At 63.5% G+C, this 8,679-nt stretch carries 4 protein-coding genes and 2 pseudogenes; 4 read left to right on the plus strand and 2 right to left on the minus strand.

Going from position 1 to position 8,679, the window contains the following annotated elements; genetic code table 11:
- Positions 1–654: 654 nt before the first annotated feature.
- Positions 655–1,005: a hypothetical protein gene (locus tag ACZ5K7_RS45200; protein ID WP_468923831.1), complete on the minus strand. Its 351-nt coding sequence runs from the start codon at positions 1,003–1,005 to the stop codon at positions 655–657.
- Positions 1,006–1,150: 145 nt separating this feature from the next.
- Between ACZ5K7_RS45200 and ACZ5K7_RS45205 the strand changes: the two genes are divergently transcribed.
- The 4 genes and pseudogenes from ACZ5K7_RS45205 to ACZ5K7_RS45220 form a co-directional block, all read left to right on the plus strand.
- A complete protein-coding gene (locus tag ACZ5K7_RS45205) occupies positions 1,151–1,390 on the plus strand; it encodes a hypothetical protein (protein ID WP_468923834.1) in 240 nt (79 codons plus the stop codon).
- Positions 1,390–1,767 carry a fic family toxin-antitoxin system, toxin component gene (locus tag ACZ5K7_RS45210; RefSeq protein ID WP_468923837.1) on the plus strand — a complete coding sequence of 126 codons (378 nt, stop codon included), beginning with the start codon at positions 1,390–1,392 and terminating at the stop codon, positions 1,765–1,767. The genes ACZ5K7_RS45205 and ACZ5K7_RS45210 overlap by 1 nt, the downstream gene beginning before the upstream one ends.
- Positions 1,768–1,948: 181 nt before the next feature.
- Positions 1,949–3,063, plus strand: a pseudogene (locus ACZ5K7_RS45215) (IS3 family transposase); the annotation flags it as partial.
- Positions 3,021–3,194, plus strand: a pseudogene (locus ACZ5K7_RS45220) (IS1380 family transposase); the annotation flags it as partial. The pseudogenes ACZ5K7_RS45215 and ACZ5K7_RS45220, both read left to right, overlap by 43 nt.
- Positions 3,195–3,529: 335 nt before the next feature.
- Here the strand turns inward: ACZ5K7_RS45220 and ACZ5K7_RS45225 are convergent.
- Entirely contained in the window at positions 3,530–8,479 is a 4,950-nt protein-coding gene (locus tag ACZ5K7_RS45225; protein ID WP_468923840.1) for a scabin-related ADP-ribosyltransferase, read from the minus strand.
- Positions 8,480–8,679 lie beyond the last annotated feature (200 nt).

Raw genomic sequence — 8,679 nt, forward strand, 5'->3', positions numbered from 1 at the left:
ACGCCTGGCCGACCCCGGTACCAGTTGCCCTGCCACCGTTCCGGCGCTTTCTCGATCAGCGGCGCGGGCTTTGGGGGTGAACCGCTGGAGGGTGCCTTCGACTACGTCGTTGGCATCAACTGCGACCGGCCCGGAGCGTCGCCGATGGACGGCACTCAGCCGATGGGCGCAACTCGGCCCGTCGGCCGCCGCCAGGTCGGGCGGCCGGTCGCTGTCAGTCGCTGCACCGGCCTTACCGCATCCGCGTGATTCGGGCGGCCGGCCACGGCCGGCGGCGCGTTCACGTCCGCTCACCCTCGCGGCGAGGTGCAACGGGTAGCTGCGCGATGAACCCGAGTAGTTCACCGCCGTCCACCGGTTCTCCCGACCGCGCCCTCGCCGCTGGCAAGACCGCGGCCGCCCAAACCCGGCCTCTGCTGCGCTGTCACTTCTTCGATCACCCCGCGCCTGGGTGCCGGTGGCGATAGCGGGCAGCAGCTCCTGGGTGGCCTCTGCGAGGGGGGCGTCCATGGGCAGCACACCGTGGATGGCGGCCAGAAGGTGAACCAACTCGGCCACGGCCAGAGGAGGGCGGTGTGTCCGGTTTCCCCGGCCTGCAGGCGTGGTGGTATCGCGCGACGAGCAGGTCCGGATCGTCTGCCAGCAGCACTCGCCTCATGTCGGTGAGGAGCTGGGCGAGTTCTGCCGCGGCTCGGCGGGGTCGTCGGCCTCTCCATGCCAGAAGGTGAGGTTCTGACGGACTGCGAGGAGTCGACGATCGTCCTGGTGCAGTGCCTGGAGCATGTCTGGCCAGCTCGCCGCCTGGCACGACGTCGCCCCCGGCCACCAGCTGCTGATGACCTTCCTCGGCCGCCCCACCACAACCCGTTGGGCCCCGCTCACCGCACCGTCGAGCAGTTGATCCAGTTCCTGGAACTCTTTCTCCACCGTGAAGGCCACGCCCCGCCGCCCGCGCGAGACCTGCGTCGACGGCGACACGGTCAGGACCGGCACCTGGCTGGCCAAGGCCCGTACCAAGCGCCGGGCCGGGTGGCTCGTTGCCGGTCGCGAGCACCTGGTTGTCGCCCTCTTCGACAGGGACTGGACGGACGAGACTGTTGCTCCCACCGTCCCCCCACCATTTAGCGGTAACGGCTGTTACCATGCTGATATGGCGAAGACACAACTCGGTGCGCGCGTGGATGAGGATGTGGCGGAACTCGCGAGGAAGCGTGCCGCCGACCTAGGGCTGAGTATCGGGGACTACCTCGCCCGCCTGGTGCAGGACGACACCAGCGGCCTGCGTGCCCGCGCGGTGGATGCGGCCGCCCGCTTCCTTGCCGAACACCAGGCGGTCTTCGACGAGGCCGAACAAGCCCAGCAGACGGTTCGAGGAGCGCGCGCGGCCTGATGGACCTGCACATCGACGTTCCCTGGATCCTGCAGGTCGCCGAGGCAGCCGGAGCGGATGATCCGGCCCCCGACGACTACGGGGTTCCCGCCGCAGCGGTCGCCCGTCACCGGGCCGAGCTGTTCGAGCAGCCCGTCTATGACGGCCCCTACGCCAAGGCCGCCGCCTTGGTGCACACCCTTGGCCGGTGCCGCTGGCTGGAGCGCTCCAACCTTGCCGTCGCCGCAGCCTCCGGCGTCATGTACCTGGAAGCCGCCGGGATTGGGGTCAAGCCCGCCCGCGAGGATGCCATTGCCCTCAAGGACCTGCTCCTTGACCCTGCCTGTACCGCCGGGAAGATCGCCGCCCTGCTGCGGACCTGGCCGACCGCCACCTGACACCCCGCACACCCGGCGCCGCCGCGCCGGGGTCCCAACCGGTCGCACAGGGCGGTCCCCCCTTTTTGTGACGTGTCTGGCCGCGAGCTGAGGCGCCTTCCGGGCGAACCGCGCAGGGGCTCTCCACCTTGATCGTGGACACCTCGACACTGGATCTTGAGTCCAGGGAGAGGAGTCCTGGGTGGGGACCTACAAGTACTCGGCGGAGTTCCGGGCCGACGCGGTGGCGTTGGCCCGTTCGTCGGGCCGGTCCGTCTCGCGTATCGCCGCCGAGCTCGGTGTGAACCACGAGACGCTGCGGCAGTGGATCAAGACGGCGGAGAAAAACGAGCGGCCCGAGGCAGTTGCGGAGTCGGCGAAGGACGCGGAGATCGCGTCCTTGCGCAAGCAGGTGTGCGAGCTGGAGATGGAACGTGACATCCTGCGCCGGGCGGCCAAGTATTTTGCGGGCGAGACGAACTGGTGAGCCGCTTCGAGTTCGTTGCCGACCACCCGCGGCGCCTACGGCGTGAAGCGGCTGTGCACCGTGTTGAACCTGTCGAGGTCCGGGTTCCACCGGTGGCTGAAGACCGCCCCGGCCCGCGCCGCGAGACAGGCCGCGGACGCCGCACTCACCCGAAGGATCCGCAAGGTCCACGCAGAGTCCGGAAAGACGTACGGAGCCAAGCGGATCACCGCCGAGCTTCGCGACGGCGGCGTGGTCGTCAACCGCAAACGTGTCGAACGGCTCATGCGCCAACATGCCATCCAGGGGCGGATGTTGAAACGCCGACACCGAACCACCATTCCGGACCCCGCCGCCCAGGCGGTGCCCGATCTGCTGCGGCGCAACTTCACCGCATTCGCCCCCAACCGGGCCTGGGTCGGCGACATCACCTATCTGCCCATCGCCGGCGGGAAGTTCCTGTATCTGCCCACCGTCATCGACGTGTACTCCCGTCGCCTACTGGGCTGGTCGATGGCCGATCACATGCGGGCCGAGTCGTCACCGACGCTCTCAACGCGGCTGTCCGCACTCGCGGCGGCCAGGTGCACGACGTCATCTTCCACAGCGATCACGGTGCTCAGTACCGGTCGAAGGCGTTCGCCGACGCCTGCCACCGGGCTGGCATCCGCCGGTCCATGGGGGCGGTCGGCACCTCCGCGGACAACGCCGCAGCGGAGTCGTTCTTCGCCTCGCTCAAGCGGGAGATCCTGCCCGACCGGCGCGGCTGGCCGACCGAACGAGTCGCCCGGCTCGCAGTCTTCCGCTGGCTCGGCTTCTACAACCACCGGCGCACCCCCTCCGCCTGCGGCTGTTCTCCGCCGCCGCCCAGCTCGTCTCCACCGGCCGCCGCCGTCGGCTCCGCTTCACGACCCGATGGCCCTGGACCGACGAGATCACCCGGGCAATCGACCGGCTCAATGCCTTGCCGAGCCCCGGCTGACCAGCCACTTCAACCGCCCCAACGATCCGCACCACCACACCGGGAAAGTGGAACCCGCCGCCCACCCGACGCGACAACCGGGCCGTCAACCTGCCCCAGCTCCGAAAAGACCGCACCTCGCAAACACAGAGCCCCGTCAGCAGCGCGGCCACCGCCCGCAGCCGAATGGCCTCCTGCGCCGACGGCGACAACTGCCGCACGTCCCGCACCAGTTCATTCACACAGGGACCAACGATCAGAACACCTACCGTTTCGGATCGATAGGTGTGGGGTGCAAGCGCGTTTCATTCTGTCGGCCCTTGTCACGGATCATCTCTTTCCCAAGCGCCCACCTCTCAGGCGCCTTCACCTCGCATGACGGTAAGCACCTTTTTCAGAAGCTCTTCGCTCGAAAAGTCGCCCTTTTCCGACCGGGGAGGAATTTCGCGGGAAAGGGAATTCCCCTCCTTACTCTCTCGTGCGTAGGAAAGTTCTCGCAAGTCAGTCGAACCTTCGCTCTGTGCCTTCGCATTTATACTCCTTACTGAAACCCATTCCACGACGCGGGTGGCAGGATTCCAAATCCCGAATCGGCTCTCTTCCTTGTCGTAGACCCGATTAATTGCGAGATGGCTGATGGAGCCTGTGAAGGCGACTTCTTCTTCAGGGTGCGGTAGACTCAGCTCCGCTCTCTGAAGTTTTGCATTTACGTCGATTCCGGTAGTTTCGTGATTCATTTCCGGAACTACCTCATAGCGGTACCGCCTGTTTCCGAACCATAGAGATTGATTGCGGGATGTCGAGTTGAATGGCGCCGTCAGATTCATTCGCGTCCTGCTGTAAATATCTGCAAGAGCGCGCGGGCTATCTGTTTTGAATCCGTTGATGAATACTTCTTCGGGCGAAAGGTTGGAGAATCGCCGCAGAATCTCTGCCGGGTGGCTCTCCACGACCACGTTGTCCGTATGGACCAGTGCGTAGTCGACCGGAGGTGGTACGTCCGACGAACCATTATCCGGCGCCGGCTTACGGCCGTACTCCTCCGAGCCGCGGTCGGGGGCAGGCGTGGTGCGGCCGTTGGTTGGGGTTGTGGGCGGGTGTGCCCACGTCAGTGCGGTGTAGGCGCGTAGACGCTCTTCCGGTGCGTCGGTTCCGCCTCGCTCGCGGGTGTCTGCGGGCATCGCGGTCTGCCGACGCCACGTCTCGGGGTCGACCCCTGGCTGTCCGGGATGGCCGGCCGAGGTGCGGACGTGCGCGCTGAACGCCTCGTACCGGTTGTCCGGGTCATGTCTTTCCGTAGTGTCGCTGAGCGCGTCCGGGGTCGCCTCCGTCTCACGCCGGTCGCCCTCCGTGATCGCCTTCGCATGCGACTCAACGGGATCGGCGGGCAGGTTGCGTTGGACCCCACGTTCCGACGTAGAGGTCGGTTTCGATCTGACCTCCCCGGCCATACGGGAAGGAGGATGAACGATACCCGCAGTAGGCTGAATCTCTGGATTAGTGACCGGCACTGTGATTCGAGACGGCGTTACCGATTCGGCCACTATGACCTTCTCTTCAATTTCGCGGTCGCGATCACCTTCGTGGTTCCACCCCACCCCATCCTCAGCGGTGAGCATATCGCTACTATTCGTCAAGGCCAGCACCTCTTCGGAGGAATATCCTTCGAACGCGTCGACACCTTCGGGGATAGTGGCTGCGAGATTCCCATAGAAAGAATTCTTCCCGTCCACCGTCGGCGTGCTCATGTGCAGCGCAGCACTCGCCCGTTTCAGAGCACCATCCTCGAGATCAATGGGCCTGCTCGTCGACGCATTTCTCCCTTCGATTTGTGCCACACGATTCGTATTGATGATAGCTCGTTGGCTCCCTGAAGGCTCTGCACCGATATTGGACGAGTCGCTCACCAATGAAGCAGAGCCGCCATTTCGAATACCTCCCTCCTTTATCGCATCAGCTTGAAGAATCTCTGCTGAGGGCCGGAAGGTAAGCCACCGACCTTCTTCACCGTTAGGCCCAAGCGCCACATGGAATGTGGTCACTGCAGGGGTTGACGGAGCATAGACGGTCCTCCCCAACGCATCTGCCAGGCTTTGAGCTGCTCCGCTGGCATCATTCCACGATGCGGCGCCCACACTACAAGCCACTAGTACAATTGGCGCTTCTGCTGGACGGAACGTGAGGCTAGGGCGCCTGGAGAGAAATCGGCCGAGATCAGCGCCGCCTACGCGGGCGATAGATCTTCCATCTCTACGCGGCATACTGACAGCGAACGGATCCCCATGGGAGACGAAAAAATACGGTGTAACACCTGGGAAGTCACTCACCCAAGGGAGCTCACGTTCAGTTCCAGGTATCTCGGTGAGAAATCCATCTTTGAGATTACCTTGCGCGTAAGTTCGCGCAGCACCAAGTAGAGGAAGAACAAGTTCGCGATCCGCCAGGTCGGCGGGGTTAAACGACGATCTGCCCAGGTGTCGGTGTTTACTGTCGGTTATTATCTGATGATGAACTTGTGAATCCAATAGCGAACCGCTATTGATAGTCCACAAAAGTTGCGCCTCGCGAGATGCGATCTCTACATTTTCCTGATTTGGTGCTATTTCTAGATCACGGGGGACACTCCGGATCCATCGACCTGTTGGATGGGAATCTCCTTCAAGAGCAACTATTCGGGTTCCCTTGCCGTCCGGCGACTTTTTAAGCTGCAGAAGCGACGTGAAGCTCCAAACAGTCCGTCCCGTGTGTGCAGCGATCAGCCTAGGCAGAGTCGTACCACCGTCTCCTCCGTAACCCGGCAACAAAATGACCGGAACGGAGGCGGACTGATTCTTCAGATTCGAATCCGATGCAATATATTCAGCCAAGTCATTCGGCTTAACAATCGAAGAGCCAGAAATCGTCCGCACTCGTACATGATTCGGCATTCCCGAGATTAGAACCACATAAGGAGGCTTTTTGAATGGGTTAGTCGAGTACCATGGCATTCGCTCTTTTCTTTGACCAGGTCGATCGGAGTCTTTCGCAAGAGGGGCTCGTTCGATATAATAGGACCAGACATCGAGTCCTTCGACAGGAGATCGCTGGCGATCTCGATCGATTCTCAAGTCGATCCATGCAGAGCGGCCAAATCTTCCATACGCCGGCTCAGGGACACCCCCCGCCCAGCGCCTCCTGCCTTGTTCGTCTTCACGCTGAGTTCTAGAGACATCTTCAAATCTATCAGGATTTGAAGCATCGGCGCTGGAGAAGCCGTCAGTCGTGCGCCCACTGTTTGACAGAAAAGCTTCCGCTTCACCACTATCTCGCATTGACAAGATGGCGTCGCCGCGCGCAGGCACTTGGCGGGTGAAATCCTGCTCCAGAATCGGATTATTTAGATGTACTCGGCCGCGGCCTACCACGGAGGCCTCATCCGCAGCATCACCATCCGTGTACTCAGCAGCGTTTCTCTTCTCTTTACGGATGGCCAGATGCCCACCCGTGCCTTCTGTCGCATGCCCGCGTAGATACCTGTCCGGCGAACCATTCACCTCCCCCGCTACCGTATCGACCGCCAGCGGCTCTAGGGAACCAGTCGAATGCCGGGACCGGTCCAGTGCCTCCGTAGCAGAACCTGTTCCCCTCATCACCTCCATGATCTGTGTTTCTGTCGACCTCACCCTGCCCTCCTTGGGCGCGTCGACGTCTGCGGCCACACTCCGATCAAGAGTGGGATGGTCGTCACCGCTGAGGTCAGACAGCCAGGGGGCAGTTTGTGCAGCTTCTGCGACAATTTCTCCCACACCGCCCGAGGACTGCTCCGATGCAACAACTCCGTCATGGTGGTCAATTTCGTTGCCATTGGCGTGGAGGCCATCACGAAAGAGGTCTTCGTCGGTGCCGGGGCGGATGTGGTGACGGGAGCCGCCGGGGAGACGGGGGTGTTCAGGATCTGGGGTGAAGGTGAGCTCGGCGGGGTTAGTGCGCAGTGCTGCGAGGTCTTTGAGAGTCCTGCGCAGAGCGCTGTGTGCCTCTTGGAGGTCTGTACGGGTTGTGGTGACAAGGGCATCGGAGTCAATGGTGGAAAGGCCTTCACTCTGACTTTCCAAACGCTGCTCGGCGCGTTCAACATCTACCCGGGCTTGCACGTGGCGGGCTGCGGTCCTTGCGTAGGCGGTGGTGAGAGCCGCGTGTAGGTCGGCAGGCTGGCTGTCAAGAACGGCACCGGCATCGGGAGTTCGTGTGGCAGGCATAGAACGGCCGTCTGTCGGCATGCTGGTGGTGCGTGCGGAAGAGGAACCGCTGAGAACGCCCGTGTCCGGCAAGGTTGTGACCTGCCCCGAAAGCTCGCCGCCGACATCGTCAGACGATGGATTAGACAGGGTGTCCGAAGCGCTTCTGGTTCCACGGGACATATTGGGCCGGTCCCCGGCTGATCTGGTCTCCTCATCCGCTAGCAGAGGCCGCGGTAGTTTTCCTCCAGCGGCGAACCTGCTGCTTCCTGCTGCAGCTTCGGTGCCTGCGATCCAACCGGTTTCCGAATCGGCCGCATCGAAGGCCCACGGACCCGCCGTGCCGGTGGAATCTGCCAGGGCCAGGTCATCAGTGGTCCCCACATCACGAGCAGACACCCCGACAGCAGACGTGCCTGCCGGCCCCGACTCACCAGCACCCACCCGCCCCGGCCCGGCCACACCCGGTTGCGAAACGGTCCGCTCTACACCCACCCCGCCAAGCACCGTGCGGGGCACACCACCCCCTGCCGTACGCCTGCCGCCCTCTGAAGACCCGGAAGCGACATAAGGCGTACCGGATGGCCCGTTGGAAGCCGCTGACGCAGGCCCGTTCAGTACCGCCGCAACACCTACGGCCGCCACATCCTCGGTGACAACGGCAGAGACCTGATGCTTACCGGCCGCCGCCCCCTCACGGGATACGGCGGACGTGCCCGAACCCTCGACGGCCCCTCCCGACGGCATGGAACGGCCGCCGATGCCCAAAGCAGCAGGCGCTCCAGCATCACTGCCAAGACCACCACCGCTGCCGCGCATCACGCTCTCGACAACACCGGCCCCGTCCACCACAGTCACGGGTCCGACAAGGGCAGAAGCAGCATTGCCCCCGTCACGGATAGAAACGATATTAGCTGCCATATCTGCTGATTCAGGAGAGGCGGAACGAACCAGCGAGCGTTCGCTCACAGCCAGCCGGACGAAACCGGCCTGCGGACGCTGTGGCACCCACGCAAGTCCGGAAACCAGCCCCGCCACCGGCCGATACAACCGGTTGAAAGACTCAGGCACCTTGTTCAGCAACCCCGACACGTCCGACACACCACCCCCAGTCGGCCGCACGCCCCCAACGCTGAGACCATTCCTCCCACTCGCACCACTACCGCCTCCCTTGTCTCCACCTGACAAGCCCGGCAGCGGCCCCAACCCCAAACCCTCCCGCGCCTTCCACCCCACCGCCATCGCCGAACGCCCCATCACATGCCCCACCACCGCACCCGACGCACCCGCCG

Source organism: Streptomyces sp. NPDC031497, assembly GCF_055580905.1.

Excerpts from the sequence above, each read along its gene's own strand:
- ACZ5K7_RS45205 (WP_468923834.1), top strand. The coding sequence starts at position 1,151 with ATGGCGAAGACACAACTCGGTGCGCGCGTGGATGAGGATGTGGCGGAA.
- ACZ5K7_RS45210 (WP_468923837.1), top strand. The coding sequence starts at position 1,390 with ATGGACCTGCACATCGACGTTCCCTGGATCCTGCAGGTCGCCGAGGCA.